The sequence below is a fragment of the Pantoea sp. DY-5 genome, assembly GCF_019795955.1.
Lineage (GTDB): Bacteria > Pseudomonadota > Gammaproteobacteria > Enterobacterales > Enterobacteriaceae > Pantoea > Pantoea leporis.
In genome coordinates, this window is record NZ_JAIMIE010000008.1 from 1 (window position 1) to 25,884 (window position 25,884).

General features: G+C 54.7%; 23 protein-coding genes and 2 tRNA genes. 15 read left to right on the forward strand and 10 right to left on the reverse strand.

Features of this window, described 5'->3' with window-relative positions; all coding sequences use genetic code 11:
• The first annotated feature begins 49 nt into the window (after nt 1-49).
• Nucleotides 50-126, forward strand: a tRNA-Asp gene (locus K5Y30_RS21140).
• 8 nt (nt 127-134) lie between these two features.
• Nucleotides 135-210, forward strand: a tRNA-Trp gene (locus tag K5Y30_RS21145).
• Nucleotides 211-315: 105 nt separating this feature from the next.
• On the opposite strand, the gene hdfR is transcribed toward K5Y30_RS21145, so the two are convergent.
• A complete protein-coding gene (hdfR, locus tag K5Y30_RS21150) occupies nt 316-1,137 on the reverse strand; it encodes an HTH-type transcriptional regulator HdfR (protein WP_222185948.1) in 822 nt (273 codons plus the stop codon).
• A gap of 121 nt (nt 1,138-1,258) precedes the next feature.
• On the opposite strand from hdfR, the gene K5Y30_RS21155 reads away from it, so the two are divergent.
• A complete protein-coding gene (locus K5Y30_RS21155; RefSeq protein WP_008106616.1) occupies nt 1,259-1,597 on the forward strand; it encodes a DUF413 domain-containing protein in 339 nt (112 codons plus the stop codon).
• Nucleotides 1,598-1,627: 30 nt separating this feature from the next.
• Here the strand turns inward: K5Y30_RS21155 and K5Y30_RS21160 are convergent, their stop codons facing one another.
• Nucleotides 1,628-3,148 carry a YifB family Mg chelatase-like AAA ATPase gene (locus tag K5Y30_RS21160; RefSeq protein WP_222185949.1) on the reverse strand — a complete coding sequence of 507 codons (1,521 nt, stop codon included), beginning with the start codon at nt 3,146-3,148 and terminating at the stop codon, nt 1,628-1,630.
• A 328-nt stretch (nt 3,149-3,476) separates the two neighbouring features.
• On the opposite strand from K5Y30_RS21160, the gene ilvL reads away from it, so the two are divergent.
• From ilvL to ilvA, 6 genes are all read left to right on the forward strand, one after another.
• Entirely contained in the window at nt 3,477-3,575 is a 99-nt protein-coding gene (gene ilvL / locus K5Y30_RS21165) for an ilv operon leader peptide (protein WP_071531048.1), read from the forward strand.
• 149 nt (nt 3,576-3,724) lie between these two features.
• On the forward strand, nt 3,725-5,371 hold the full coding sequence (gene ilvG / locus K5Y30_RS21170) for an acetolactate synthase 2 catalytic subunit (RefSeq protein ID WP_222213256.1): 1,647 nt from the start codon (nt 3,725-3,727) through the stop codon (nt 5,369-5,371).
• Complete coding sequence (gene ilvM, locus K5Y30_RS21175) at nt 5,368-5,625, forward strand: acetolactate synthase 2 small subunit (protein WP_101762784.1); 258 nt, start codon at nt 5,368-5,370, stop codon at nt 5,623-5,625. Before ilvG ends, ilvM begins: the two co-directional genes overlap by 4 nt.
• A gap of 18 nt (nt 5,626-5,643) precedes the next feature.
• Entirely contained in the window at nt 5,644-6,573 is a 930-nt protein-coding gene (locus K5Y30_RS21180; RefSeq protein WP_007888821.1) for a branched-chain amino acid transaminase, read from the forward strand.
• 62 nt (nt 6,574-6,635) lie between these two features.
• Nucleotides 6,636-8,486, forward strand: coding sequence for a dihydroxy-acid dehydratase (ilvD, locus tag K5Y30_RS21185; RefSeq protein ID WP_222185951.1), 1,851 nt, complete (start codon nt 6,636-6,638; stop codon nt 8,484-8,486).
• Nucleotides 8,487-8,489: 3 nt separating this feature from the next.
• Nucleotides 8,490-10,037 (forward strand): threonine ammonia-lyase, biosynthetic, encoded by a 1,548-nt coding sequence (ilvA, locus tag K5Y30_RS21190; protein WP_222185952.1) that lies wholly within the window; start codon nt 8,490-8,492, stop codon nt 10,035-10,037.
• Here the strand turns inward: ilvA and ilvY are convergent, their stop codons facing one another.
• A complete protein-coding gene (gene ilvY / locus K5Y30_RS21195; RefSeq protein ID WP_008106630.1) occupies nt 10,038-10,919 on the reverse strand; it encodes an HTH-type transcriptional activator IlvY in 882 nt (293 codons plus the stop codon). It lies immediately after the preceding gene.
• A gap of 161 nt (nt 10,920-11,080) precedes the next feature.
• Here ilvY and ilvC point away from each other — a divergent pair, with 161 nt between their 5' ends.
• Nucleotides 11,081-12,556, forward strand: a complete 1,476-nt coding sequence (gene ilvC, locus K5Y30_RS21200) for a ketol-acid reductoisomerase (RefSeq protein ID WP_008106632.1) — start codon at nt 11,081-11,083, stop codon at nt 12,554-12,556.
• A 250-nt stretch (nt 12,557-12,806) separates the two neighbouring features.
• On the opposite strand, the gene K5Y30_RS21205 is transcribed toward ilvC, so the two are convergent.
• From K5Y30_RS21205 to K5Y30_RS21215, 3 genes are all read right to left on the reverse strand, one after another.
• Nucleotides 12,807-14,141 carry an MFS transporter gene (locus K5Y30_RS21205; protein ID WP_222185953.1) on the reverse strand — a complete coding sequence of 445 codons (1,335 nt, stop codon included), beginning with the start codon at nt 14,139-14,141 and terminating at the stop codon, nt 12,807-12,809.
• A 289-nt stretch (nt 14,142-14,430) separates the two neighbouring features.
• A complete protein-coding gene (yhjD, locus tag K5Y30_RS21210; protein WP_110867713.1) occupies nt 14,431-15,438 on the reverse strand; it encodes an inner membrane protein YhjD in 1,008 nt (335 codons plus the stop codon).
• A gap of 45 nt (nt 15,439-15,483) precedes the next feature.
• On the reverse strand, nt 15,484-16,383 hold the full coding sequence (locus K5Y30_RS21215) for a LysR family transcriptional regulator (RefSeq protein ID WP_101762793.1): 900 nt from the start codon (nt 16,381-16,383) through the stop codon (nt 15,484-15,486).
• Nucleotides 16,384-16,498: 115 nt separating this feature from the next.
• On the opposite strand from K5Y30_RS21215, the gene K5Y30_RS21220 reads away from it, so the two are divergent.
• Nucleotides 16,499-17,257, forward strand: coding sequence for an SDR family NAD(P)-dependent oxidoreductase (locus K5Y30_RS21220; protein WP_222213257.1), 759 nt, complete (start codon nt 16,499-16,501; stop codon nt 17,255-17,257).
• Nucleotides 17,258-17,328: 71 nt separating this feature from the next.
• Here the strand turns inward: K5Y30_RS21220 and K5Y30_RS21225 are convergent, their stop codons facing one another.
• A complete protein-coding gene (locus K5Y30_RS21225) occupies nt 17,329-18,177 on the reverse strand; it encodes a PhzF family phenazine biosynthesis protein (protein WP_222185955.1) in 849 nt (282 codons plus the stop codon).
• 113 nt (nt 18,178-18,290) lie between these two features.
• Between K5Y30_RS21225 and K5Y30_RS21230 the strand changes: the two genes are divergently transcribed.
• Nucleotides 18,291-18,914 (forward strand): glutathione S-transferase family protein, encoded by a 624-nt coding sequence (locus tag K5Y30_RS21230; protein WP_101762777.1) that lies wholly within the window; start codon nt 18,291-18,293, stop codon nt 18,912-18,914.
• Here the strand turns inward: K5Y30_RS21230 and K5Y30_RS21235 are convergent.
• Complete coding sequence (locus K5Y30_RS21235; protein WP_192236909.1) at nt 18,881-20,371, reverse strand: PLP-dependent aminotransferase family protein; 1,491 nt, start codon at nt 20,369-20,371, stop codon at nt 18,881-18,883. The genes K5Y30_RS21230 and K5Y30_RS21235 overlap by 34 nt on opposite strands.
• A 136-nt stretch (nt 20,372-20,507) precedes the next feature.
• On the opposite strand from K5Y30_RS21235, the gene K5Y30_RS21240 reads away from it, so the two are divergent.
• On the forward strand, nt 20,508-21,095 hold the full coding sequence (locus K5Y30_RS21240; RefSeq protein WP_222213259.1) for a LysE family translocator: 588 nt from the start codon (nt 20,508-20,510) through the stop codon (nt 21,093-21,095).
• Nucleotides 21,096-21,154: 59 nt separating this feature from the next.
• Here K5Y30_RS21240 and mqo read toward each other — a convergent pair whose 3' ends face one another.
• A complete protein-coding gene (mqo, locus tag K5Y30_RS21245; protein WP_222213261.1) occupies nt 21,155-22,765 on the reverse strand; it encodes a malate dehydrogenase (quinone) in 1,611 nt (536 codons plus the stop codon).
• A 535-nt stretch (nt 22,766-23,300) separates the two neighbouring features.
• Entirely contained in the window at nt 23,301-23,540 is a 240-nt protein-coding gene (locus tag K5Y30_RS21250) for a DUF1158 domain-containing protein (RefSeq protein WP_007891898.1), read from the reverse strand.
• A gap of 284 nt (nt 23,541-23,824) precedes the next feature.
• Between K5Y30_RS21250 and mntP the strand changes: the two genes are divergently transcribed.
• Nucleotides 23,825-24,397, forward strand: coding sequence for a manganese efflux pump MntP (mntP, locus tag K5Y30_RS21255; RefSeq protein ID WP_101762773.1), 573 nt, complete (start codon nt 23,825-23,827; stop codon nt 24,395-24,397).
• Between the two features lie 479 nt (nt 24,398-24,876).
• A complete protein-coding gene (gene dgcN, locus K5Y30_RS21260; RefSeq protein WP_222185957.1) occupies nt 24,877-25,884 on the forward strand; it encodes an N-acetyltransferase DgcN in 1,008 nt (335 codons plus the stop codon).

The following is a 25,884-nucleotide window of genomic DNA, read 5'->3' on the forward strand; positions in this document are numbered from 1 at the left end:
CGAAACACCTGAAATCAGAACGATTGTCTGATATCAGTACAGAATCGGTGGAGCGGTAGTTCAGTTGGTTAGAATACCTGCCTGTCACGCAGGGGGTCGCGGGTTCGAGCCCCGTCCGTTCCGCCACCCTAATTAGGGGCGTAGTTCAATTGGTAGAGCACCGGTCTCCAAAACCGGGTGTTGGGGGTTCGAGTCCCTCCGCCCCTGCCAGAAAATAATCCTTTGCTTCGGCAAAGGATTTTTTTTGTCCAAAATTCAGCAGTGAAATGAGTTTGAGTTTCACTGTGATCCACTCAAACCCCCTCATTTATTATCTTATTGTGTCAAAACCGGATATTTAAGCAGCTGACGAATGTGACTTTGCTGATCGCTATTCTGCAGCCACACCGCATATAACGGTCGCACGGCGACGGGTGTATCTGGAATAACCATCAAATCACTATAAATGCCGTGCCAAAAGTCAGGTAAAAATGCACAAGCGCCGGTGGTATGCAGTAATTCCCGCGTTAAATGTGCCGATGTGGTGGTTAATACGGGGACATCGTCACTGGAAAGATAACTTTCATGCTGATGAAAATCTGCACCCCATTCCAGCTTGACATAATCATATTTTTCACGCTTCTCAGTTTTGCGTGCCCGGAATAATGCGAGGGAGATATGGCCTATTTGCTGGCTGGTTAACTCATCCATTTTTGGTGCTTCAGTCGTGATCAACAGGTCCAACTGACGTTCATGCAACTGCTTAACCAGCAAATGTCGCTGGGCGATACGTGCCTCAAGATGAAGGCTTTCGCGATTCTCATATAGTGTTTGCAACCAAGGTGTTAAGTACGCTTCCCAAAGGGATGCGCTACCTCCTATTGAAAGCTCATGATGCTGTTGTGTATGCGAAACTTCCTTTTTGGCCATCAGCCAGGTGCTCATCAAGCTTTCGGCATAGGGTAATAAACGCTCGCCTGCTGAAGTCAGCCGGATGTTATTACGGTGACGAGTAAAAAGGTTTACGCCCAGCTGATTTTCCAGCTGACGAATGCGAAAACTAACGGCAGATTGCGTGAGGTAAAGCGCTTCAGCAGCACGCCCGAAATGGCGTGTTCTGCTCACTTCGAGGAAAGTTTTCAGTAATTCCGTATCCACTGCATTCTCCCAAAAATTGTTTGTCGTACTGATTTAAATGTTTTGTTTTACACTCTGTCAAGCCTATCTAATACTCCGCGCCATAAATAGCACGGCCATATGAGAGTCAGGAGCGTGTAAAATGGCGGATAGCTTCGCAACAACGAATCGTTTCTTTGATAACAAACATTACCCACGTGGTTTTTCGCGTCATGGTGATTTCACCATTAAAGAAGCTCAGCTTCTGGAGCGCCACGGTTACGCCTTTAATGAACTGGATCTCGCTAAGCGTGAACCCATTACAGAAGAAGAGCGTTCATTTTTAGAAGTATGTCGTGGTCTTCGTGAGCCACAAACGGAAGCTGAACGTGTATGGTCGAAATATACCGCACGTATCAAGCGACCTAAGCGTTTCCACACGCTATCTGGCGGCAAGCCGCAGATGGATACGGTGGAAGATTTTAGCGATAGCGATGATTAAGAATAGCGGGGCTTATATAAGCCCCGTTTTTTATTCCAGAGTTTTGTGTAGATAGATCAACAAGCGGTCGATGCTGCGATATCCCACCGCTTCCTGCAAATGACTCCGCGTAATCTGCTCTTCACCTGCTAAATCAGCGATTGTCCTCGCCACTTTTAAAATCCGTTGCCAGGCGCGTACCGAAAGCCCCAGCGAATTCAACACCTCTTCCAGCCATTCAGCATCCTGCTGCTGCAATGGACACCAACGTAAAATCTCTGGGTTAGAGAGATGAGCATTCACTTTTCCGCTGCGCACTGTTTGAATCTTTCGCGCGGCGAGGACGCGAGTTAAAACTTCAGCGCTGCTTTCGCTAACTTGTTGTTTCTTACTCAGCGATCCACTGGGAAGAAGTGGGACCTCTAGCGATAAATCAAAGCGATCGAGAAAAGGTCCTGATAGGCGATTGAGATAGCGCAACACCTGCTGAGGTGATGAGCGATTATGGTTGCCCTGATAGTGCCCGGTCGGGCTGGGATTCATCGCGCCGATCAATTGAAAGCGCGCGGGATACGTCACTTTAGCGCGCGTGCGTGAAATGGCGATTTCCCCGGATTCGATCGGTTCGCGCAACGCATCAAGCGTTCTGCGCTCGAACTCTGGCAGCTCATCGAGGAATAACACGCCATTGTGTGCCAAGGAGATTTCTCCCGGCCGCGGCAAGGAGCCGCCCCCAACCAGCGCATAGAGTGAGGAACTGTGATGAGGCGCTCTGAACGGCCGTTTGCGCCACTGATAATGGAGATTGCCACTGCTTACCAGACTGGCGATAGCGGCGCACTCCAGCGCTTCCTGGTCGTCTAACGGTGGCATGATACCGGGCAGACGCGTCGCCAACATAGTCTTGCCGGTACCAGGCGGCCCAATCAGCAACAGGTTATGCCCGCCAGCTGCGGTGATCTCAAGTGCACGTCGGCCCTGATCCTGGCCAATGATATCGCTGAGGTCCTGCTTTTCCTGTTCAAGCGTTTCGGGCTGATAATGCGCGACAGTGAGAGTGGTTTTGTTATGGAGAAACGCACAGATTTCTACCAGATGTTTGCCAACCAGCGTCTCGCCTTGTTGAATCAACCCTACATCCTGTTGATTCTGTTCAGCTAACACCATTTGTCTGCCTGCTTGCAGTGCCGCCATCGCAGCTGGAATAGCGGCCTGAACGCCACAGAGCGCGCCGTTAAGTGCTAACTCCCCCAGGAATTCAAATTGCCCCAGTTTTGCGTCTGGCAGCTGCTCAGAGGCCGCCAGAATGGCGATAGCGATGGGGAGGTCATAGCGTCCGCCCTCTTTTGGCAGATCGGCAGGCGCCAGATTGATGGTGACGCGTTTCGCCGGGAAGGTGAACCCGCTATTAATAATCGCGCTTCGCACCCGTTCCCGCGCTTCTTTTACCGTGGTTTCAGGCAGTCCAACCAGCGTCAGGGCCGGCAGGCCGTTGCTGATGTGCACTTCCACCGTCACCAGCGGAGCCTGAACACCCAGCGCAGCTCGTGTTAATACCTTCGATAAAGACATAACCGCTCCTTGTTGTCCTTATCATCAAAGCAGCCAGACAGATGAACAATGGCTTACTGCTCATCTTCAGAGCCAGATTCCTTACATTCCCTGATAATTGCCGGTCTTTCACTGAAAATCAGAGCCTGCTCGTAAACTCCAAATGAAGATTACGACGCGGGCGTTATGAATTTTTATCACAAATGTAAATAACCTTTTATTTACAATGTGATAACGGCGGGCCGCCAGCGGCATCATAAAATTTTCCAATGAAAATTATTGTCAACGATGTGCTAACTATGATAACTCTGTAGGTATTACTTCGAACAATCGAAAAAACAAACAACACATGAAAGCCCTTCTACAAGTGATTAGCCTAGTCGTGATTAGCGTGGTGGTGATTATTATCCCACCGTGCGGGGCATCGCTTGGAGAAAGAAAGGCTTAAAAATCAAGTCTGGAATTCCAAAAACCCCCGCACCGAAAGGTCCGGGGGTTTTTTTTTGACCAGGCTAAATATCAGCAAATTAGCGAGGAACAGATTATGAGCAGTAGCATAAAATTCTGTTGTTCCCCTAGGAATACAGGAGAATAACCATGACAGGTGCACAGTGGGTAGTTCAGGCTTTACGCGCGCAGGGTGTCGATACAGTGTTTGGCTATCCTGGCGGCGCAATCATGCCAGTGTACGATGCGCTCTACGATGGCGGCGTGGAACACCTACTGTGCCGTCATGAGCAAGGTGCGGTGATGGCAGCCATCGGTTATGCCCGCGCAACTGGCAAGACTGGCGTATGTATCGCCACTTCGGGCCCCGGCGCCACCAACCTGATCACCGGTTTGGCGGATGCGATGATGGATTCGATCCCGGTTGTGGCGATCACTGGCCAGGTATCATCGGCCTTCATCGGCACCGACGCCTTCCAGGAAATTGACGTTCTCGGTTTATCATTAGCCTGCACCAAACACAGTTTCCTCGTTGAATCGCTTGATGATTTACCCTCGGTGATGGCAGAAGCTTTTGCCATTGCGCAATCTGGTCGTCCCGGCCCGGTACTGGTCGATATCCCGAAAGACATTCAGATCGCCAATGGCGAACTGACGCCGCATCTGCTGCCGGTTGAGGAAGAAATCAGCCACTCCGCACAGCACATCGCAGAGGCGCGCGCATTGATGGCGCAATCGCATAAGCCGATGCTGTATATCGGTGGCGGCGTGGGTATGGCGCAGGCGGTTCACGCCTTACGTGCCATGGCGCAGGAAACCGGCATCCCGATGGTTTCTACCCTGAAAGGTCTTGGTAGCGCGGATGCCAGCAGCGATCTCTATCTCGGGATGCTGGGCATGCACGGCACCAAAGCCGCTAACCTCGCGGTACAATCCTGTGATTTGCTGATTGCCGTTGGCGCGCGTTTTGACGACCGCGTTACTGGCAAGCTGGACACCTTCGCACCGCACGCTAGCGTCATCCATATCGATATCGATCCAGCCGAGCTGAACAAACTGCGTCGCGCCCACGTTTCACTACAGGGCGATATGAATCAGGTGCTGCCGGCATTGAGCATGCCAATGCACATTGATGGCTGGCGCAAAGAAGTCAGCGCGATGAAAAGCGAGTTCGACTGGCGCTACGATCATCCAGGCGAAGCGATTTATGCGCCGTTGTTGCTGAAGCAGTTGTCTGACCGCAAAGCGGACAGCGCCGTAGTCACTACCGATGTAGGTCAACACCAGATGTGGGCCGCTCAGCACATGAGTTTCACCGCGCCAGAAAACTTCATCACCTCGAGCGGTCTCGGCACTATGGGCTTTGGCCTGCCGGCGGCGATTGGGGCGCAGGTGGCACGTCCAGAGGACACAGTGATCTGCGTGTCTGGCGATGGTTCTATCATGATGAACATTCAGGAGCTGGGCACTATCAAGCGCGGCAAACTGCCGGTGAAGATCCTGCTGCTGGATAACCAGCGCCTCGGCATGGTGCGCCAGTGGCAGCAACTGTTCTTTGATGGTCGCTACAGCGAAACCATCCTGACCGATAACCCCGATTTCCTCACGCTGGCCAGCGCGTTTGATATCCCAGGCCAGCGAATTAGCCGTAAAGATCAGGTCGACGCCGCCCTCGATGCTCTGCTGAACAGTGAAGGTCCTTACTTCCTGCATGTTTCGATAGATGAGCATGAAAACGTCTGGCCATTGGTACCGCCGGGTGCCAGCAACGCAAACATGATGGAGAAAACCGCATGAATCAGCATCAATTGTCTATCGAAGCCCGCTTTCGTCCTGAAATATTGGAGCGCATTTTGCGTGTCGTGCGTCACCGTGGTTTCCAGGTGTGTGCGATGAATATGGCCACCGCGGTCAATGCGGAGAACATTAATATCGAAATGACCGTTGCCAGCCAACGCTCAGTCGATTTACTGTCTTCGCAGTTAAGCAAACTTATGGATGTCGCTTGCGTCGAGATCCAACAACAGACAACACAACAAATCCGCGCATAGTCGCCAAAGGAAAAAGCAATGAGTACGAAGAAAGCAGACTTTATTTGGTTCAATGGTGAGATGGTTAAGTGGGAAGACGCCAAGGTCAGCGTTATGTCTCACGCCCTGCACTACGGTACTTCTGTGTTTGAAGGCGTGCGTTGCTACGACTCACATAAAGGTCCAGTGGTGTTCCGCCACCGTGAGCATATGAAGCGTCTGCATGAATCCGCCAAAATTTACCGTTTCCCGATTAAAGCCAGCGTTGATGAGTTGATGGAAGCGTGCCGCGAAGTGATCCGCGTGAACAAACTGAAAAGCGCTTATATCCGTCCGCTGGCCTTCGTGGGTGACGTGGGTCTGGGTGTGAACCCGCCAGATGGCTACACCACCGATGTAATCATCGCTGCCTTCCCTTGGGGTGCTTACCTGGGCGCTGAAGCGCTGGAAAACGGTATCGATGCCATGGTTTCTTCGTGGAACCGCGTTGCACCAAACACCTTGCCAACCGCCGCGAAAGCGGGTGGTAACTATCTCTCCTCTCTGCTGGTAGGCAGCGAAGCGCGCCGCCACGGCTATCAGGAAGGTATCGCGCTCGACACCAACGGCTATATTTCAGAAGGTGCTGGCGAAAACTTGTTCGAAGTGAAAGATGGCATTCTGTTCACGCCGCCGTTCACTTCTTCAGCGCTGCCGGGCATCACCCGTGACGCCATCATCAAGCTGGCGCAAGACATGGGTATTGAAGTGCGTGAGCAGGTTCTGTCGCGCGAATCCCTGTATCTGGCCGACGAAGTCTTCATGTCAGGTACTGCAGCGGAGATCACCCCGGTGCGCAGCGTCGACGGTATTCAGGTCGGCGAAGGTAAACGTGGTCCGGTCACCGGTCGTATCCAGAAGGCATTCTTTGGCCTGTTCACTGGCGAGACGGAAGACAAGTGGGGCTGGTTGGATCCGGTTAACGCATAACGAGATTTTTTGCGGGCGTCAGATGGCGCCCGCAACCTTATTATTACTGGAGTAAATAGAGCATGCCTAAGTACCGTTCCGCCACCACCACCCATGGACGTAACATGGCCGGTGCCCGTGCCTTGTGGCGCGCGACAGGAATGACCGACGACGATTTCGGTAAGCCGATTATCGCCGTGGTCAACTCATTCACCCAATTCGTACCGGGCCACGTGCACCTGCGTGATCTTGGCAAACTGGTTGCTGAGGAAATCGAAGCAGCCGGCGGCGTGGCCAAAGAGTTCAACACCATTGCGGTGGATGACGGTATCGCCATGGGTCATGGCGGCATGCTGTATTCACTGCCTTCACGTGAGCTGATTGCCGATTCAGTGGAGTACATGGTCAACGCGCACTGCGCCGATGCCATGGTATGTATCTCCAACTGCGACAAAATCACCCCTGGCATGCTGATGGCGTCACTGCGCCTCAACATTCCGGTGATCTTTGTATCTGGCGGCCCGATGGAAGCCGGTAAAACCAAACTGTCTGATCAAATCATCAAGCTCGATCTGGTTGATGCAATGATTCAGGGCGCCAACCCGAACGTCAGCGATGCTGACAGCGATCAGATCGAACGTTCTGCTTGTCCAACCTGCGGTTCCTGTTCCGGTATGTTCACCGCCAACTCGATGAACTGTCTGACCGAAGCGCTGGGCTTGTCGCAGCCGGGTAACGGTTCACTGCTGGCCACACACGCCGATCGTAAAGAGCTGTTCATCAATGCCGGTAAGCGCATCGTTAGCCTGACCAAACGCTACTACGAGCAGGATGACGTCAACATGCTGCCGCGTAACATCGCCACCAAAGCGGCGTTCGAGAATGCGATGACGCTGGATATCGCCATGGGCGGTTCCACCAACACCGTTCTGCACCTGCTGGCAGCGGCGCTGGAAGGCGAAATCGACTTCAACATCTCTGATATCGATCGCTTGTCTCGTAAAGTGCCGCAGCTGTGTAAAGTGGCGCCAAGTACGCCGAAATATCACATGGAAGATGTGCACCGTGCGGGTGGCGTTATCGCCATTCTCGGTGAGTTAGATCGCGCCGGTTTAATCGACACCAGCGCGCGCAACATCCTGCAGCAGAGCATGCGTGAAACCCTGGATCAGTACGACATCATGCTGACCAAAGATCAGGCGGTGAAGGATATGTTCCGCGCCGGTCCTGCTGGTATTCGTACCACCAAGGCGTTCTCGCAGAACTGCCGTTGGGACACGCTGGATGATGACCGTACCGAGGGTTGTATTCGTACTCGCGAACACGCGTACTCGCAGGATGGCGGCTTAGCTGTGCTTTACGGCAACATTGCCGAAGATGGCTGCATCGTTAAAACCGCGGGCGTAGACAAAGAGATCCTCACCTTCAAAGGCCCGGCGAAAGTGTACGAAAGCCAGGATGATGCAGTTGAAGCGATCCTTGGCGGCAAAGTGGTAGCCGGCGACGTCGTGGTGATCCGCTACGAAGGACCGAAAGGCGGACCGGGCATGCAGGAAATGCTCTATCCGACCACTTATCTGAAATCCATGGGCCTCGGCAAAAGCTGCGCACTGATCACCGATGGTCGCTTCTCTGGCGGCACGTCAGGCTTATCGATTGGTCACGCCTCTCCGGAAGCGGCGAGCGGCGGCACCATCGCGCTGGTGAAAGATGGCGACATGATTGAGATCGATATCCCGAACCGTGGCATCAAGCTGGCGGTACCGGATAACGAACTACACGCCCGTCGTGAAGAAGAGCAAGCGCGCGGCGATGCGGCTTATACCCCGCACGGCCGCGTACGTGAAGTCTCCTTTGCCCTGCGCGCCTATGCATCACTGGCGACCAGCGCAGACAAAGGCGCGGTACGCGATAAGTCCAAGCTGGGAGGCTAACCGATGGCTGAGTCTCAACCGTTCTCCGCGACGCCAAACGGCGCGGAGTATTTGCGCGCAGTGCTGCGTTCACCGGTGTATGAAATTGCCCAGGTGACGCCGCTGCAAAAAATGGAAAAAATATCATCGCGTCTTGGCAACACCATTCTGGTGAAGCGTGAAGATCGTCAGCCGGTGCACAGCTTCAAGCTGCGCGGGGCTTACGCGATGATTGCCGGGCTGAACGAAGAGCAAAAAGCGCGCGGTGTGGTCACGGCTTCGGCCGGTAACCATGCGCAGGGCGTGGCGCTCTCGGCCAGCACGTTGGGCATCAAATCACTGATTGTGATGCCGCTGGCCACGGCAGACATCAAGGTTGATGCAGTACGCGCATTTGGCGGTGAGGCTTATCTGTTTGGTGCCAACTTCGACGAGGCGAAAGCCAAAGCGATTGAGCTGGCGGAGCAGCAGGGTTACACCTTCGTTCCTCCGTTTGACCATCCGGCGGTGATCGCCGGGCAGGGCACGCTGGGGATGGAGTTGCTGCAGCAGGATGCGCATCTCGATCGCGTCTTCGTGCCGGTCGGCGGCGGTGGTCTGGCGGCGGGCGTGGCGGTGCTGATCAAACAGCTGATGCCGCAGATCAAAGTGATCGCCGTAGAGTCGGAAGATTCAGCCTGTCTGAAGGCCGCGCTAGAAGCAGGTGAGCCGGTAGATTTGGCGCGCGTGGGCTTGTTTGCTGAAGGCGTGGCGGTCAAACGCATCGGCAGCGAAACTTTCCGTCTGTGTCAGGAGTATCTCGATGACATCATCACGGTGGATAGCGATGCAATTTGCGCAGCGGTGAAAGATCTGTTCGAAGATGTGCGCGCCGTGGCGGAACCTTCCGGCGCGCTGGCACTGGCGGGTATGAAGAAGTATATCCAGCTGCACGACATCAAAGGCGAGCGCCTGGCGCACGTGTTGTCGGGTGCCAACGTCAACTTCCACGGCTTGCGTTATGTCTCCGAGCGTTGTGAACTGGGCGAACAGCGAGAAGCGCTGCTGGCGGTCACCATTCCAGAACAGCAGGGCAGTTTCCTCAAGTTCTGTCAGACCATCGGCGGGCGCTCCATCACCGAGTTCAACTATCGTTACGCGGATGCGGATAACGCCTGCATTTTCGTCGGCGTGCGCTTAACGCGCGGGCTGGAGGAGCGCAGTGAGATCATCAGCCAATTGAGCGAAGCCGGTTATCACGTGGTGGATCTGTCGGATGACGAAATGGCCAAGCTGCACGTGCGCTACATGGTGGGCGGACGTCCATCCAAGCCGCTGCGCGAACGCCTGTTTAGCTTTGAATTCCCGGAAGCACCGGGCGCGCTGCTGAAGTTCCTGCAGACGCTGGGTGCACACTGGAATATCTCGCTGTTCCATTATCGCAGTCACGGCACCGATTATGGCCGCGTGCTGGCGGCGTTTGAAGCCAACGATCAGGAACCGGATTTCGAAACGCATCTCACCGCGTTGGGTTACGAATGGCATGACGAAGCGAGTAACCCGGCGTTCCGTTTCTTCCTCGCCGGGCAGTAACTATAGCTGGTGCCAGAACGCATTGATAAGCGGCTCTCCGAGCCGCTTTTTTTGTACGCAAACGCCGAGTTCCAGCGGTGCGACCGACTCCACATTCTCCAGCGTTAACACGCGATTGCGCACCGGTTCCGGGCTGTTCTCCAGCACCACATCCGGCAGCAGCGCAATACCGCATCCCAGCGCCACCATCGACACAATCGCCTCATGACCGGAGACCGTGGCATAAATCTGCGGATTGGGAATGCGCTGGCGACGGAACCATAAATCGATGCCGCGGCGTGCAGGTCCTTGTTCCGGGAGGATAAACGGAATTTGCGCCCAATCGGGTTGCTCCTGCGTCGCCTGATTGCGCACCGGGCAAGGCAGCGCCGGGGCGATCAGCACCAGCGGAATCAGGCCCAGTGGCGTAAAATCTATGCTGGCCGGCAGCGATTCTGGGCGACCGGCAATGGCGAGATCGGCGTCGCCGGACTGCACCATCTCAATCGCATCGGCGGCATCACCGGTAGTAAGTTTGATCTCTACCTGCGGATGTTCAGCGCGAAAGCGATCGAGAATCGGCGGCAGATGGCTGTAAGCGGCGGTCACCGAGCAGAACAGGCGCAGCTCGCCGCTCAGTGACGGGCCGTTAAGATCCATCACATGGCGTAACTGCTGATACTGCAGCAACGTCTGCTGCGCAAACTGGCGCAGGCGCTCACCGGCTTCGGTGAGCGTGACAGTGCGGTTATCACGCAGGAACAGCGCGTGACCGACATCTTCTTCCAGGCGCTGAATCTGGCGCGAAAGGGTTGAAGGGCTGACGTGCATGGCACGCGCGGTGCGGCCAAAGTGGCAGCTTTCAGCCAGATGAAGGAAGAGTTTCAGGTCTCGTAAATCCATGCGCGTATCACCTCAAGGTTATGTTGCAAATTATGCAATGTGACCTTGCTAATATATCAATTTAAGCAACGGATTTCCTGTCATATGATGGGGTCATTCGCGGCGTAAGAGACAACGTCGTTACTGAACAAAAACAAACACAACATCTAACCGGAGTACCCATGGCTAATTACTTCAACACATTGAATCTGCGCAACCAGTTAGCGCAGCTGGGCAAATGTCGTTTCATGTCACGCGACGAATTCGCTGATGGTGCTAGCTTCCTGAAAGGCAAGAAAGTGGTCATCGTTGGCTGTGGTGCTCAGGGTCTGAACCAGGGTCTGAACATGCGTGATTCTGGTCTGGACGTGGCGTATGCCCTGCGTGCTGAAGCGATTGCTGAGAAGCGTGCCTCTTTCCGCAAAGCGACCGATAACGGCTTCAAAGTGGGCACTTACGAAGAGCTGATCCCACAGGCCGATCTGGTGGTTAACCTGACGCCAGACAAGCAGCACTCTGCGGTCGTTCAGGCTGTTCAGCCGCTGATGAAAGATGGCGCTGCGCTGGGTTACTCACACGGTTTCAACATTGTTGAAGTGGGCGAAACCATCCGTAAAGACATCACCGTAGTGATGGTCGCGCCGAAGTGCCCGGGTACTGAAGTACGTGAAGAGTATAAGCGTGGTTTCGGTGTACCTACGCTGATCGCCGTTCACCCGGAAAACGATCCTAAAGGCGAAGGCATGGCGATTGCTAAAGCCTGGGCAGCAGCCACCGGCGGCGACCGTGCGGGCGTGCTGGAATCTTCCTTCGTTGCGGAAGTGAAATCTGACCTGATGGGCGAGCAGACCATTCTGTGCGGTATGCTGCAGGCCGGTTCTCTGCTGTGCTTCGACAAGCTGGTGGCTGAAGGTCACGACGCGGCTTATACCGAAAAACTGATTCAATTCGGCTGGGAAACCATCACCGAATCACTGAAATTCGGCGGCATCACGCTGATGATGGATCGCCTGTCTAACCCGGCGAAAATCCGTGCTTATGCGCTGTCTGAGCAGCTGAAAACCATCATGGCACCGCTGTTCCAGAAGCACATGGATGACATCATCTCTGGCGAATTCTCTTCAGGCATGATGGCTGACTGGGCTAACGACGACAAAAACCTGCTGACCTGGCGTGAAGAGACCGGCGCAACGGCGTTCGAAAACGCACCGCAGTTTGATGGCAAAATCGAAGAGCAGGAATACTATGATAAAGGCGTCGTGATGGTTGCGATGGTCAAAGCAGGCGTTGAGCTGGCATTCGAAACCATGGTTGACGCGGGCATCATCGAAGAGTCGGCTTACTACGAATCACTGCACGAGCTGCCACTGATTGCCAACACCATCGCACGTAAGCGTCTGTATGAAATGAACGTGGTTATCTCGGATACCGCAGAATACGGTAACTACCTGTTCTCCTTCGCGGCGGTTCCACTGCTGAAAGAGTTCATGACCACGCTGCAGCCGGGCGATCTGGGCAAAGCAGTTGAAGGTACGCAGGTGGATAACGCGCAACTGCGTGACGTCAACGAAGCCGTTCGTCAGCACCCAATCGAATCTGTAGGCCGCAAACTGCGTGGCTACATGACCGATATGAAACGTATCGCTGTCGCTGGCTAAGCCACGCGCGACACAGTTTTCAGCACAATAAAAAACCCCGGCTTGCCGGGGTTTTTTTATTCGTGCTCGCTGTTGCTCTTTGTATGTATTCGCTGTCCCCCTCCTCGGTCCTCCCCCATAAATGGGGGAGGAAGATGCGCCCATATGTTAGTTCTGAAGCTACATGTGGCAGCGTCTCCTTCCCCCGCTTGCGGGGGAAGGCCGGGATGGGGGACAGCAAGCACGTACAAAGTACAGTCAGTTCAATCAATCACACCGCTTCATACAGCGTCTGATTACGCGTCTCTTTACAGGCAATCAGCGCGATCAACGTCAGCACCGCCATCGAAGCCAAATAGAAGCCCACCGCCTGTAAACCGTAATTGGCGTTCAGCCAGGTGGCGATATAAGGCGCTACAGAAGCCCCAAGAATCGACGACAGGTTGTAGGAGAATGATGCGCCGGTATAACGCACTTCCGTTGGGAACAGTTCTGGCAGCAGCGCGCCCATCGGACCGAACGTCAGGCCCATAATGCTCAGACCGAGGATCAGGAAGCCCATCACCAGCACCTGAGAACCGGAACCCAGCAGCATTGGGAACATCAATGCAAAGGCGATAATCATCAGCGTAATGGTGATCATGGTTTTACGACGACCAAAGCGATCGGCCAGCAGGCCCGCAATCGGCACCATCACACCAAAACCAATCACCGCCACCATCAGCATCCACAGGAAGCTGTTACGCGAATAGCCGAGGCCGGCCGGCGCGGGCGCGGTACCGTAACTCATCGAATAAACGGTCATAATGTAGAACAGCGTGTAAGTGGCGAGCATGATGAAGGTGCCGAGAATGGTGGCGGTCAGATGCTTGCTCAGCAGCGTGCCGATCGGCATTTTCACCTGTTTGTTCTCTTTCTGCACTTTGGCGAATACCGGGCTTTCATGCAGCGAAACGCGCACATACAGGCCAATTAACACCAGCACCGCAGAGAGAATAAACGGCACGCGCCAGCCCCAGTTCATGAACTGCTCGTCGGTCAGCAACCATGAAAGCAGCAGGAACGTGCCGTTAGCGAAGAAGAAGCCAATCGGCGCGCCGAGCTGTGGGAACGAACCATAAAGCGCACGTTTCTTCGCCGGGGCATTTTCGGTCGCCAGCAGCGCCGCGCCGCCCCATTCGCCACCAAGGCCAAGACCCTGACCAAAACGCGCCAGCGCCAGCAGCAGCGGCGCTGCCACGCCAATGGTTTCATAACCTGGCAGTAAACCAATCAGCACCGTCGAGACGCCCATGGTCAGCAGCGATGCCACCAAGGTGGCTTTACGGCCAACTCGGTCGCCAAAGTGTCCAAACACGGCAGAACCGATAGGACGCGCCACGAAGGCGATCGCGAAGGTCGCCAGCGACTGCAACGTGGCCACGGTCGGATCGCCCTGCGGGAAGAAGATGTGCGGGAAAATAATCACCGCAGCGGTGGCATAGATATAGAAATCGAAGAACTCAATGGCGGTGCCGACAAGCGATGCCACAACCACTTTGCCACGTGAATTGACCGGAGTGTCGTCGTGTTTTTTGTCGAGTGTTTCTGTGATGGAGGCTTGCATAAGTGTTTCTTAATTGTAAATGTAGACAGAGAATCTTACGCACCTGGTTTGCGGCATTCAATGGCGAAAAACCGCGTCAGACCGGGCTTTTTCGGCGAATAAGTGGATAATTTCTGAGTTGCTACGATCAGTGGCGGATGGGAACGGGAAGTGTCACTTTTTTGGCGGGAATCTCTGCAAAAGGGCCAAATTAAAGTGACCCTTTAGCGTTTCCTGCTGGTTTTTGCTGAAAAAGCAGCCAGCAGGAGACATTTTTAGCTAGTACGGCAATTGTAACAACCTCGTAGGCTTATTTAGCCTGATGCGGCTGCGGCATCTCTTTATCATCTTTGTATTTGGCGGTGGCGATCCACGCGGCGCAGAACAGCGTCAAACGCGCAAAGAAGTAGAAGAACGCCATTAAGCCGAGCACTGAACCAAAGGCCGCGCCCGACGGCGAGCTTGCCAGCTTCGGCAGCGTCAGCGTCATTACAAACTTGATCACCTCAAAGCCAATCGCCGCCAGCAGCGTGCCGCGGAACAGCGCTTTTTTACGCGGCTTGTGGCGCGGTAAAATCCAGAAGATCCACAGGAAAAGAAGATAGTTAGCCAGGATAGAGATAGATAACGCAATCACCGTCATCGCTGGACGCAGCCACTCAATGTCTTCCAGCCCCAGCGCGTTAACGATCGCTGCCTGCGCCGCGCCGGCAATCGAGGTCAGCGACAGCGTAATCACCAGCGCAAACATCAAACCCAACAGCGAAATCAGATCGCGCGCGTACTTCTTCCAGAATTTTTCCTGATCGTCTGGCGTGCGTTCCCACACGTCGCGTGACTGCGCGCGCACCGCTTCACGCAGGTTGCCCATCCAGTTAATGCCGGAGTAGAGCGCCAGCAGCAAACCGGTTAATCCCACTGTGGCACGCTGCTGAATCGCGGTATTCACCGTATTTTTCAGCGTGGTGGCCAACGTCGGGTCGCTGATGCTGTTAACGATTTTGTTGATCAACTCGGTGAGCAAATCCTGATTCGACGCCAGCACAAAGCCGACCGCCGCAAAGGAGACCATCAAAATCGGTATCAGAGAGAGAAAGGAAAAGTAAGTGATCGCCGCGCCAAACTGGCTACCGAGGCGATCGTTGAAGCGTTCCAGCGCGCGCATAAAGTGCGCCACCGCCGGAATCGCCTGGAACCAGGCAGCGAAGCGCGACACATTTTGAATCGAGCCATCCACGGTTTTATTGCCGGTTTTAATGTCAATCAGCGGCTTGGCTTCTGCCTCGGCCGCGGTCTGTTTAGGGGTTTTGTCCGTCATAGACGATAGTCATCCTGTTCACTGCGAAAATACAATTATAGTCTGCTAAGTTACATATTCCTGCAGGACTTGGCTGAGCCATTCCATAAACACTCGCACGCGGCGCGCCACGTTGCGGCGATGCGGGTAAAGCAGCGAGATCGGCATCGGTTTCGCCGGGAAGTGATGCAGCACTTCCACCAGTTGCCCCGACTCCAGTAGCGGTTGCACGCCAATCGCTGGCACCTGAATAATGCCGAGCCCTGCCATGCAGGCGGCGCGGTAGGTTTCAGTGCTGTTTACCGTCACTACGCCGCCGGTTTGAACGTAATGACACTGTTTGCCATCAAAATATTCAAAGCCCAATGAAGGTTGTCCCAGCTGCTGGGTGTAATGCACCATCGCGTGTTGCGACAGATCTTCCAGCCGCACCGGCATGCCGAAGCGGGAAAGGTAGCCGGGGCTGGCGCAGTTGATCAAGGCGTGCGAGCCGATTTTCCGCGCAATCAGCCCGGAATCTTTCAGCTCGCCGACGCGCACCACGCAGTCAAATCCTTCGCGAATCACATCAACCTGACGATCGCTGCTGCTCAACTCAATTTCCAGACCGGGATAGTGCTGCAAAAACTCCGGCAATCGTGGCAGCACAAAGCCGGTCGCCATCGCCACCGACATGTCCACGCGCAATTTGCCGCTTAAGGTGCCGGGATCGTGCTGGAACAGGCTGTCCATGTCGTCGAGCATCGACAGTAAATCGAGGCAGCGATCGTAATAAACCAGGCCGTCCTGCGTAAGATGCACACGCCGCGTGGTGCGATGCAGCAGGCGCGTGCCCATTTGATTCTCCAGCGCCTGCAGCTGGCGGGATACGCTGCCTTTCGGTAAACCCAAACTTTCTGCCGCACGGGTAAAACTGCCCATTTCTGCCACCCGCACAAAAACCTGCATTGCGTGAATTTTATCCATGTTGTTCACCGATTGTTGTTGTTAGTGAAACAGTGCTGCGTATTCCTCTGCGTTTATAGATCAATTATTCACGAATATCCTTAACACGTGTTCAATTTTCCAACTGGAGCGAAACATGAGTCATAAAATTGCATTGATTACCGGCGGAAATCGCGGTTTAGGCAAGAATGGGGCGCTGAAACTGGCTGCCAAAGGCACCGATATCCTGTTTACCTATCGCGGTCACGCGGAGGAAGCGCAGACGGTTGTGCAGGAGATTGAAGCGCTGGGCGCGCGTGCGGTGGTGTTGCAGCTGGATGTCGGCGACACCAGCACGTTCGACGGCTTCGTGGCGCAGGTGAAAGAAGCGCTGCAGAAAACCTGGCAGCGTGACAACTTTGATTATTTAGTGAACAACGCCGGTCACGGTCACTACAAGCTGTTCGCAGAGACCAGCGAAGATGAGTTTGATGCGCTGGTGAATGTGCACTTCAAAGGGCCATTCTTCCTGACGCAAAAACTGTTGCCGCTGATCGTTGATGGTGGACGCATCCTGAATATCTCCAGCGGTTTAACCCGTTTGACGCTGCCAGGTTCAGGCACGTACGCCTCAATGAAAGGCGCGATGGAAGTGTTAACGCGCTATCAGGCCAAAGAGTTAGGCGAGCGCCATATTCGCGTCAACATTCTGGCGCCAGGCGCGATTGAAACCGACTTCGGCGGCGGCCGCGTGCGTGATACCAAAGATCTCAACGACCATATCGCTTCAGTAACCGCGCTGGGCCGCGTTGGCTTGCCGGATGATATCGGCGATGCCATCAGCGCGATTCTCAGCGATGAAACCGGCTGGATCACCGCACAGCGCATTGAAGCCTCAGGCGGGCAAGGCTTGTAATTTGTAGGGTCGCCATTCATGGCGACCTTATTAAATATTGTCACCCGCCAGGGTTGCCATAAATGGCAACCCTACAGATCGATCGTCCCATCAATCACCGTCACCGTTTGGCCACCAATCCAGATCGCTTCATCGCTAAAACTAACCTGAATGCGACCTTCACGCTGAATCACGCTGCCCTGACGTGCCCGATAATCCCGCGTTTGCTTGTTAGCCTCGAAGTAGCGCGCCAGACAGGCGTTGGCGCTGCCGGTCACCGGATCTTCGGTCAAGCTGCCGTTCTCAACCAGCAATGCGCGCACTTCATACTGCTCGTTTTCGCCCGACGGTAACGCACCAAAAATCGCCGTACCGTTAACCTCAGCATGCTGATGTAAACGGTGTAAATCGGCTGCTGACGGCACCACATCCAGCACCGCTTGCGCGCTACTCATCGGAATCAGCAGCCAGCGAATACCCATATCAACGATGGTCGGCATTTGGCTGAGATCGAAGCATTCACTGTTCAGCGCGCTGCTCATCAGCGCATCACTGAACGGCGTTAATGTGGCGGCAGGCGCGGCAAACGCCAGCGCACCGTCATCGCTGATTTTCACCTCAACCAGACCAACGCCGCACTCCTGCACGATTTTGCCCGGCGTTTTCAGCGGCCAACCGGCTTCCAGCAGCGCATGCGCGGTGCCTAACGTCGGATGCCCGGCAAAAGGCAGTTCACCTTCGACGGTAAAAATGCGCACGCGGTAATCCGCCGCCGCATCTTGTGGCGGCAGCACAAAGGTGGTTTCCGACAGATTGGTCCAGCGCGCAATCGCCGTCAGCTGCGCGTCACTCAATCCCTGTGCATCCATGATCACCGCCAGCGGATTACCTTTAAACGCCGATGAGGTAAACACGTCCACCTGTTTAAATGCGACCTTCATTGTCACTCCTTCCTCGTTGAGGTTGTCTGAAATCGGGATTTACATCCTGCTGATTGCGAAAGGCCAGCAACAGGGCTATGAATAGATTAAGAATTCTGGAATCGGAGTCCGCAATGTTAAAAGTTCTTGGCCGTACTTCATCAATAAACGTGCGAAAAGTTCTGTGGCTGTGCGCAGAACTCGATATTGCGTACGAATTAGAACCCTGGGGCGATGATCCACAATCGCTGCACTCGAAAGAGTTTATGGCACTCAATCCCAACGCCATGGTGCCGGTAATAATCGAGGACGACTTCGTGCTGTGGGAATCCAACGCTATTCTGCGCTATCTCGCCAACAGCAACGGCGGCGAATGGCTCTATCCCGACAATCCCCGCGCGCGCGCGCCAGTTGATCAGTGGATGGATTGGCAAGCCACCGAACTTAACACGTCCTGGCGTTACGCATTTATGTCGCTGGTGCGCAACTCGCCGGCGCATCAGGATCCCCGCTTGCTGGCGGCGGCGGTGAAAGGCTGGACGCACACCATGAACATACTCAACCAGCATCTGGAGAAAACCGGGCGCTATGTCGCAGGCCGCAATTTCTCGCTGGCCGATATTCCGGTTGGGCTGGCGGTGAACCGCTGGTTTGAAACCCCGCTGGAACACCCTGACTTCCCGGCGGTTCAGACTTATTACGAACGCCTGACCGAGCGCGAGCCTTACACCACTTGGGGCCGCAACGGCAAACCCTGATCCTGTCCCGGCGCGAGGCCTGTCATTTCACAGGCCAGCGCGCCGGTGCGCTGCAGCGCCCACGTATAACGTTCATCAAACGGGTAGCAGCAGGAGAGGCGCAACGCGTGTTTGTAACGATCGCTCAGGGAGTAGAGCGCGCCCGGCGTCACACAGATTTGCTCCTGCAGCAGACGATGAAACATCTCTACGGTATCAATGTTCCCCGGCAGTTCGACCCAAAAAACAAACCCGCCGCGCGGCAGGGTAGCGCGCGTGCCCTGCGGAAAGTGGCGTGCCAGAATCCCGCGCGCCGCATCCAGATTGGCGGCATAGCGCCGACGCAGCGTGCGCAGATGATGATCGTAGCCGCCGCTGGCAAGAAATTCGGCCAGGGTTTCACTTAACAAGCGTGATTCCGCCATCGACGACACCGCTTTGAGGTGAGCGATAGCGTCATGAAAACGCCCGGCAGCAGTCCAGCCGACGCGGAAATCAGGCGCCACGGTTTTGGTAAAGCTGGTGCAGTAAATCACCCAACCCTCGCTATCAAACGCCTTTACCGGCGGCGACAGCGGCCACTCAAACTGCAATTCGTCGTATAAACCATCTTCCAGCAGCGGAACGTGGTAAGTGTTCACTAACTTCGCCAGCCGCTTTTTATTCTCCAGCGGCATCACATATCCCAGCGGGTTCTGCGCGCCGGGCATGGCAATCACCGCCTGAATCCGCTTCTCCTGCAGCAGCATCTCTAGCGCATCCAGCGACAATCCCTGCTGCGGATCGGTGGGGATTTCCAGCGCTTTCAGCCCCAGCGACGCCAGCAGCGGGAACAGGAAGAAATAGGTCGGCGACTCCAAACCAATGCAATCGCCGGGTTTAGTCACCGCGCGCAGCGCCAGCTGAAGTGCTTCCATGCAGCCGTGCGTCAGCGTGATCGCCTGCGGCGGCAAGTTGATGCCGTTGTGCAGGGCACGACGCGCAATCTCCTCCCGTAAGCGCTCACTACCGGGTGGAAGCGCATAGCGTCCGATAATGTCGGGATTCTGGCGCAAAATCGATGCAGTAATTCGCCCGATTCGCGCCGCCGGATAGAAGGTGCCATCCTGCGGACAGGCTAATGAGATATTGGTGTAATCGGGATTATTTTGCGCCGCGAACACTTGCTCAATCAGCTCCAGCTTCTGCGCGCTGGGATCGTTGATTTTTGCCGGCAGCGGTTTTACTGAACGCGTCACGGCGGGCAGCACGCCACGCACGTAATAACCCGACTGCGGCCGCGATTCAATCAGGCCGCGATCTTCGAGGATTTGCCATGCATTGAGCACGGTATTGATACTCACCTGATGCGATTGTGCCACGCGGCGTATCGCTGGCAGCCGTTTACCCGGCTTCAGCGTGCCCTGATGAATTGACTCGGCGAAGCTATCGACCAACTGCTGATACAGCGTTTGACCGGATGAAAGTGGAAGGGACACAAAAGCCTCCGCGCGCAATGGGTACAATTCATTTTTGAGACAACTGTACCCATTACAATAGTGGTTTTGTGTCTCTGTTTCCATTGCAATATACGCACTAGCATGAAGACATCATTGATTCTTCAGGAAGCGCATCATGCTCGATCCCTCATTCTTCAGCTACGTCACCGTTATGTCGATCACGCCAGGCCCAAACAACCTGTTACTGGCGACGTCGGGCGTTAACTTTGGCTTTAAACGCACGCTGCCGATGCTGTTTGGCATCCTGCTGGGCTGCGCAATACAGATGCTGCTGGCGAGCGTGGCGCTGGATGCGCTGCTGCACTGGATGGGTGCGATTCGCCTGCCGCTGACGGTGGTCGGCTGTAGCTATCTGCTGTGGCTTTCGTGGAAGATTTTTCGTGCCGGCGCGCCGCAACTGCGCGAACGTCCGCGACCCATGACGTTAATTGGCGGCATCTGTTTCCAGGCGGTGAATCCCAAGGCCTGGTTGATGGTCACCAACGTGGCGCTGATGTACGCCAACAGTAGCGGCGTGCTGACGTTGCTACTGGGATTCGCCGCACTGAATCTGCCGTGCATTTTGATTTGGGCAGCGCTGGGCGATCGCCTTCGCAGCCATCTGCAGGTCGCGTGGAAACGTCAGGCGTTTAACAGTTTGATGGCGCTGTCGCTGGTGGCGACAACAGTGTGGATGTTGTACGACGCGGTGCTGCTGAGCTAGCCATAAAAAAGAGGCCGCTTTCGCGGCCTCTCATCTTGCCAACATCCGATACTACCTTGTTACTTACCCACCACGTGCGCGGTTTCGCGCGCTTCATCGTTGGCGGCATCAGGTGTAATCACCGGCTCGTAGTCGAGTTGCAGCACGCGGCTGGTATCGGCCAGCACTTTCTCGGTCAGTGCGACGTCGCCGTTCAGCTTGCGGCCCCACGATGGGATCACCATGCGGATTTTGGTCTGCCACTCCGGTGAACGCATCTGTTCCGGGAAGGCTTTCGCCATCAGCTCGAGCATAATCGGTGCGGCGGTGGAGGCGCCCGGCGAGGCACCCAGCAGGGCGGAAATAGTACCATCTTCCGAAGTCACCACTTCGGTACCAAGACGCAGCACGCCACCTTCAACGGCATCATTCTTGATGATTTGCACGCGCTGGCCAGCAGTGACTAAACGCCAATCTTCCTGCTTCGCCTGCGGCACGTAAGCGCGCAACGCTTCCAAGCGATCGCTGTCGCTTTGCAACACCTGATCAACCAGATATTTCACCAGGTCGAAGCTCTTCAGGCCAACCTGCACCATCGGCTTGAGGTTGCTGGTGTTCATCGCGCCGAACATATCCAGCAGCGAACCCTCTTTGAGGAATTTGGTTGAGAAGGTAGCAAACGGCCCAAAAAGCAGCACCTGTTTGCCATCCAGCACGCGGGTATCGACGTGCGGCACCGACATCGGCGGTGCGCCGACGCTGGCTTTGCCATACACCTTCGCCATATGCTGTTTCACCACGTCAGGATTTTCCGTCACCAGGAATGAACCGCCCACCGGGAAACCGGCGTAGCCTTTCACTTCCGGAATGCCGGATTTCTGCAGCAGCGGCAACGCCGCACCGCCGGCACCGATAAACAGCTGGCGCGTGGTCAGCACACGATTTTCACCGCTGGCCAGATTATGCAGCGTGACCTGCCAGCGACCGTCGCTCAGGCGTTTGATATCACGCACTTCCTGGCGCAGACGCAGGCGGAAATTGGCTTTCTTCTCTAAAGAGGCAATCAGCTGACGCGTTACTTCACCGAAGTTCACGTCGGTACCCATTTCGGTCCAGGTCGCCGCCACTTTCTGTTTGCTGTCGCGGCCGTTCATCACCAGCGGAATCCACTTAGTGATTTGATCGCGATCTTCAGAGTAATTCATGCCGCGGAACAGCGTGCTTTTCTGCAGCGCATTGAAACGCTTGCGCAGGAATTCAACGTTATCGTCGCCCCAGACGAAACTCATGTGCGGCGTACTGTGGATAAAGCTTTTGGGATTGCGCAGGTTGCCTTTCTGCACGTGATACGCCCAGAACTGACGCGAAATCTGGAACGATTCGTTAATCGTGACCGCTTTGGCGATGTCGATGCTGCCATCCGCCTTCTGCGGCGTATAGTTGAGCTCCGCCAGCGCGGCGTGACCGGTTCCGGCGTTGTTCCAGCCATTAGAGGATTCAACGGCCACATCATCAAGACGTTCAACCATCTCAATCGACCAGTCAGGCTCGAGATCTTGCAGCCATGCGCCCAAAGTCGCACTCATCACGCCTGCGCCAATCAGCAGTACGTCGACGTCTTTTCGTTCCTGAAGGTTTGCACTTTCCATTGAAGCGGCGGCGAGCGCCAGATTTACCGCAGTAGTACTCATGAGGCGACATCTCCTCTCTCTGTTGACCTGAAGCTCAACAGGTTCGCAGGCGAAATAGCCGCGCTTCTTTCGAGCGCGTGGCGCTATCTCTCAAAGGTTAAGACTCAGGTATAAGTCACGGGGACGATAACGGTTAACTGCACGTTATGCATATGCATCCGAATATAACATTCTCGTATCGGAATTAAACGTTTGTTTATTTTTTAAAGGCGGAAATGATTCAGCATAAGAATTAATCAGCTCAACCTCGCGGTCATAAGGGATTTTTATCTCTTAATCAGACGGTTAGAGTAATGCAGTTGTTACGCTATTGTGAGGGGTTATAACGGGGGTGAAAACGGCGAGTGATATGCATCACATTTTAATGTGTTGAAAAATATACGTTTTAACTAGATTGATTATTTATGCGGATTTTATGTTGCGCGATATTTCGCCAGGTCGTGTAAAAGTAATGTTACATTTTTGTGGTGATGAATTGAGGTATGACCGCGTAAAGCTGCCAGAAGAAAAATGCATCACCTTGCCGGAAAAACGATCAGCGCGATCGGCGGCGCCACAGGAAGCGAATGACGAAAAACTCGATCGCGCCCAGCAGCAAAAACCACAAACTAAAGACGATGGTATACAGCTGATTAACATCCATCAAATGCAGGCTTTCCTGCAATTGTTTTGCCAGCTCAATACCAAATGAAGGCGCGGGCAGCAGCAGGGCGGAAAGAAAGCCTAGCAGCAGAATGCCGCCTGGGATGATCAGCGTTTCGAATGGGTTATTCATGGTCATTGTCCAAATCAGTTAGCGCGGGCATTAGCGCATAAAACCGCGCTACGGTGCAATCCCCGCGCCGGCTCGCGCTCAGAAATTTCTTCTATTCCATTCACTTAGCGTCAAAAATAGCGGAAGTTAAGAGTTATAGCCTTTGCTATACTTAAATCCCTGATTTTACTGTCTTTTTTTTGACGTTTTTGCGTGTTAGACTGCGCGCACTTTTTCATTACTGAACAATAAATGCGGAGAAGTAGCGGCTTTAGCGCCGGTTCCGCGGCATTGATTGAAAACCCATGACATTTATCGCAACCCTGATTTTGGCCTTTGGCATGTCGATGGACGCTTTCGCCGCAGCACTGGGCAAAGGCGCGTCGCTGCATCGCCCAGGTTTCAAAGAGGCACTGCGAACCGGCCTGATTTTCGGCGTTATCGAAATGTTGACGCCGCTGATTGGCTGGGCAATTGGCCTCGCGGCCAGCCGCTACATCATGGCGTGGGATCATTGGGTGGCATTCGTGCTGTTAACCGTGCTGGGCGGCCGTATGATGATGGAAGGTTTTCGTCAAACCGCTGACGAGCCGTGCGAAGCGCCGCAGCGTCATGGTTTTATGGTGCTGGCGTTAACCGCCGTCGCCACCAGTCTTGATGCGCTGGCCGTCGGTGTTGGCCTGGCGTTCCTGCAGGTGAATATCATCATGACCGCCGTCACCATCGGCGCGGCGACCACTATCATGGCAACCACCGGCGTATTGGTTGGCCGCTTTATCGGCCCGGTGATGGGCAAATGGGCGGAAGTGTTGGGCGGCGTAGTGCTGATCAGCATTGGCTGCACCATTTTAAGCGAGCATTTAGGCTGGTTTAACTAACCACGTTGTCGTTGTGCCATTCATGGCGACCTCTTCTTAACACCCGCACCAACCCCCAATTCTGTGATCTACTTCAAAAATAATTGCGGTAAAAACGCTCCGCGGCTATACTTTTTGCGTATTTCTTCAACAATTTTTGAACCAGGTGCTTTATGAAACGCTTTTTCCGCTACGTGTTCCGTTCTTATGTCGAGACTTTCAAACACGTACCGCCGGGTGCTTTAAACTAAGCATTCCGTCAAATACCCTCGATAATCGCGGTCAGGGATCGACCTGTGGTTATCAACTATTTTCTTATCTCTCCAGCCGCTACTCTGCCCATTTTTCCCCTAACTCGCTGATAAAACTTCTCAGCCATTAGATTTCGATCTGGCTATAGCCGCACGTTATACCCCGCCACTAAACAAGCATTCGTCACCCCATCTTCTGCGTGAAATAGTCAATTCAGGCCCTATAAACCGTCTGAAACGAGAAACATCATGCTGATCCCACAACCTTATTTACTCTTCCTCGGCGACGTAACCGATCCACTGGCCGCTAAAACCGCACGCGGCATTCACGTCTGGCGTCCAGAGCAGTGCGTTGGCGAAATCAAGCTGCCGGGCTGCACCGTCACGCTTGGCCTCGACGTCCTCGACATCGCCGCTGCCAAAGCGCGCGGTGCCAAAACGCTGGTCCTCGGCACCGCCAATGCCGGTGGTTACTTGCCCACGCATTGGCTCGACACGGTCAAAAGCGCCATCTCAGCCGGGATGAACGTTGCCAGCGGTTTGCACCATCGTCTGGTGGATGAGCCGGAGCTGGTGGCGTTGGCTAAAGAGTTCGGCGTTGAGCTGTTCGACCTGCGCCACATGCGTCCAAAACTGGACGTAGGCAGCGGTAAAAAGCGTACAGGTAAGCGTGTACTTACTGTCGGCACCGATTGCTCGGTAGGCAAGATGTACACTTCGCTGGCGCTGGAAGCCGCGATGCGCGAACGCGGCATGAAAGCCGATTTCCGCGCCACCGGCCAGACCGGTATTTTGGTAGCAGGTGAAGGTATCGCGATTGATGCGGTGATTGCCGACTTCATCGCCGGCGCGGTCGAAGCGCTGTCGCCAGCCAATGACGCCGATCACTGGGATATCGTTGAAGGTCAGGGTTCGCTGTTCCATCCTTCCTACGCTGGCGTCAGCATGGGCCTGATCCACGGTGCGCAGCCGCACTGGCTGGTGATGTGCCATGAAATGGGGCGTCCGCATATGCGTCATCTGCCGCATCAGCCAATGGTCAGCCTGAAAGATTGCGTTGAAGCCAACCTGCGCGCAGCGCACGTTACCAGCGACGCGGTTCAGCTGGCCGGTTTCGCCATTAACACCTCGAACTACAGCGAAGACGAAGCGCGCGCCTATTGTGCAGAGATCAGCGCCGAATTCGGCGTGCCTGCCACCGATCCGGTGCGTTTCGGCATTGCGGATATCGCCGCGCTGCTGCAGGAGCGTGGCTAA

Excerpts from the sequence above, each read along its gene's own strand:
- ilvA (WP_222185952.1), top strand. The coding sequence starts at position 8,490 with ATGGCTGAGTCTCAACCGTTCTCCGCGACGCCAAACGGCGCGGAGTAT.
- ilvY (WP_008106630.1), bottom strand. The coding sequence starts at position 10,919 with ATGGATTTACGAGACCTGAAACTCTTCCTTCATCTGGCTGAAAGCTGC.
- ilvM (WP_101762784.1), top strand. The coding sequence starts at position 5,368 with ATGAATCAGCATCAATTGTCTATCGAAGCCCGCTTTCGTCCTGAAATA.
- K5Y30_RS21240 (WP_222213259.1), top strand. The coding sequence starts at position 20,508 with ATGCTCGATCCCTCATTCTTCAGCTACGTCACCGTTATGTCGATCACG.
- K5Y30_RS21250 (WP_007891898.1), bottom strand. The coding sequence starts at position 23,540 with ATGAATAACCCATTCGAAACGCTGATCATCCCAGGCGGCATTCTGCTG.
- K5Y30_RS21230 (WP_101762777.1), top strand. The coding sequence starts at position 18,291 with ATGTTAAAAGTTCTTGGCCGTACTTCATCAATAAACGTGCGAAAAGTT.
- K5Y30_RS21155 (WP_008106616.1), top strand. The coding sequence starts at position 1,259 with ATGGCGGATAGCTTCGCAACAACGAATCGTTTCTTTGATAACAAACAT.
- ilvD (WP_222185951.1), top strand. The coding sequence starts at position 6,636 with ATGCCTAAGTACCGTTCCGCCACCACCACCCATGGACGTAACATGGCC.
- ilvC (WP_008106632.1), top strand. The coding sequence starts at position 11,081 with ATGGCTAATTACTTCAACACATTGAATCTGCGCAACCAGTTAGCGCAG.
- ilvL (WP_071531048.1), top strand. The coding sequence starts at position 3,477 with ATGAAAGCCCTTCTACAAGTGATTAGCCTAGTCGTGATTAGCGTGGTG.
- yhjD (WP_110867713.1), bottom strand. The coding sequence starts at position 15,438 with ATGACGGACAAAACCCCTAAACAGACCGCGGCCGAGGCAGAAGCCAAG.
- K5Y30_RS21215 (WP_101762793.1), bottom strand. The coding sequence starts at position 16,383 with ATGGATAAAATTCACGCAATGCAGGTTTTTGTGCGGGTGGCAGAAATG.
- K5Y30_RS21225 (WP_222185955.1), bottom strand. The coding sequence starts at position 18,177 with ATGAAGGTCGCATTTAAACAGGTGGACGTGTTTACCTCATCGGCGTTT.
- mntP (WP_101762773.1), top strand. The coding sequence starts at position 23,825 with ATGACATTTATCGCAACCCTGATTTTGGCCTTTGGCATGTCGATGGAC.
- dgcN (WP_222185957.1), top strand. The coding sequence starts at position 24,877 with ATGCTGATCCCACAACCTTATTTACTCTTCCTCGGCGACGTAACCGAT.
- K5Y30_RS21160 (WP_222185949.1), bottom strand. The coding sequence starts at position 3,148 with ATGTCTTTATCGAAGGTATTAACACGAGCTGCGCTGGGTGTTCAGGCT.
- mqo (WP_222213261.1), bottom strand. The coding sequence starts at position 22,765 with ATGAGTACTACTGCGGTAAATCTGGCGCTCGCCGCCGCTTCAATGGAA.
- K5Y30_RS21220 (WP_222213257.1), top strand. The coding sequence starts at position 16,499 with ATGAGTCATAAAATTGCATTGATTACCGGCGGAAATCGCGGTTTAGGC.
- ilvG (WP_222213256.1), top strand. The coding sequence starts at position 3,725 with ATGACAGGTGCACAGTGGGTAGTTCAGGCTTTACGCGCGCAGGGTGTC.
- K5Y30_RS21205 (WP_222185953.1), bottom strand. The coding sequence starts at position 14,141 with ATGCAAGCCTCCATCACAGAAACACTCGACAAAAAACACGACGACACT.
- K5Y30_RS21180 (WP_007888821.1), top strand. The coding sequence starts at position 5,644 with ATGAGTACGAAGAAAGCAGACTTTATTTGGTTCAATGGTGAGATGGTT.